The sequence below is a fragment of the Neobacillus piezotolerans genome, from assembly GCF_003362805.1.
Lineage (GTDB): Bacteria > Bacillota > Bacilli > Bacillales > Cytobacillaceae > Bacillus_D > Bacillus_D piezotolerans.
This window is the reverse complement of record NZ_QNQT01000030.1, coordinates 1-1,594: the sequence shown is the minus strand read 5'-3', so window position 1 is coordinate 1,594 and position 1,594 is coordinate 1. Positions and strand designations below refer to the sequence as shown.

The window sequence follows — 1,594 nt, the reverse complement described above, 5'->3', positions numbered from 1 at the left end:
TTCTCATTATTTGTATGAGAGAGGATAGAATAAGGTGAGAACTATTATGATCAGCTATATAAAGCTAATGAGTTCATACCTCATAAATGAATATATCTTTATTTTAAATGTAGTTTTATTTTCTTTTATATATATTATTAGATTTCATTTAGTTATAAATAGAGATGATTGGTTTTTGTTATGATTAGGTTTAGAGATTAATATAATAATTTTTATTATATTAATATATAANTTAGTTATAAATAGAGATGATTGGTTTTTGTTATGATTAGGTTTAGAGATTAATATAATAATTTTTATTATATTAATATATAAAGAAAGAAGTATATTAAAGATTGAGTCTTGTTTGAAGTATTTTTTTATTCAAAGAATAGGATCAGCTGTTTTAATAAGATGTTTTTATTTAAATAAGGAGTGAGTAGATTTTGTTGTTTGTTTATTATTGGGTTATAAGATTGGTGCAGGTCCTTTTTTTTTTGGTTTCCTTCGGTTTGTTCTGGTTTATCGTGAATGTCTTGTTTTATATTAATATCTTTTCAAAAATTAATTCCTTTGATAATTATGAGAATTTTTATTTCTTATGTGATTTATATGATAGTAGTGGTTAGATTATTTTTTGGAGTTTTTGGATGTTATAATCAAAGGAATTTTAAGCAGTTAATTGCTTATTCTTCTGTGTATCATATAGGCTGAATTATATTATGTAATTTTTCTGATGACTTAAGTTGATTTGTATATTTATTATTATATTCTTTAATAATTTTTCCAGTTATGAAATTTTTTAGATTTTTATTATTTGAAGATTTTACAATGTTGATAAAAATAAAATATAAGGGTTGGTTGATTTTAATGGTATTAAGAATAGCTGGGATACCTCCTTTATTAGGATTTTTTTTAAAGTTGTTTGCTTTTATAATGATTTTTAAATATGAGTATTATTTTATAATGTTTTTAATTTTTTGTTCTGTAGTAATGTTTTATGTATATTTTCGTATGATTTATGATGTTTTAATGAGATATTATGATAATATGAATTGAATAAATTTTACTATAATGTATAATAAAAATAATTATTTAATTATAATTAATATTGTAGGGTTAATAATGGGAGTTTTTTTAGTTGTTTTTTTTGTTATATAGTTTATTAAGATAATAATTCTATTAGCTTTCAAGGTTAAAAGTGTATATTTAAAATAATTTTATCTTATATGAATTTACAGTTCATCATCTTATGATTTCTTAATTATAATTTTAAATTTGCAATTTAATGTTTTTAAACTATTAGATAATACTGCGATGGTTATATTCAACTAATCATAAGGATATTGGGACGTTATATTTAATATTTGGTGTTTGATCGGCTATAATGGGAACTGCTATAAGAGTTTTGATTCGAATGGAATTAGGAAATCCTGGTAGATTGTTAGGAAATGATCATATATATAATGTTATAGTTACTGCTCATGCTTTTGTAATAATTTTTTTTATAGTGATACCAATTCTTATTGGAGGATTTGGTAATTGATTGGTACCTTTAATATTGGGAGCTCCTGATATATCTTTTCCTCGAATGAATAATCTTTCTTTCTGATTA

At 21.7% G+C, this 1,594-nt stretch carries 1 protein-coding gene; it reads left to right on the top strand.

Annotated features, from left to right (window positions below):
• Positions 1-510: 510 nt before the first annotated feature.
• Positions 511-693: a proton-conducting transporter transmembrane domain-containing protein gene (locus DRW41_RS23825; protein WP_101335831.1), complete on the top strand. Its 183-nt coding sequence runs from the start codon at positions 511-513 to the stop codon at positions 691-693.
• Positions 694-1,594 lie beyond the last annotated feature (901 nt).

What these genes read in the sequence shown, in the direction of transcription:
- DRW41_RS23825 (WP_101335831.1), top strand. Translation starts at nt 511, where the DNA reads ATGTCTTGTTTTATATTAATATCTTTTCAAAAATTAATTCCTTTGATA.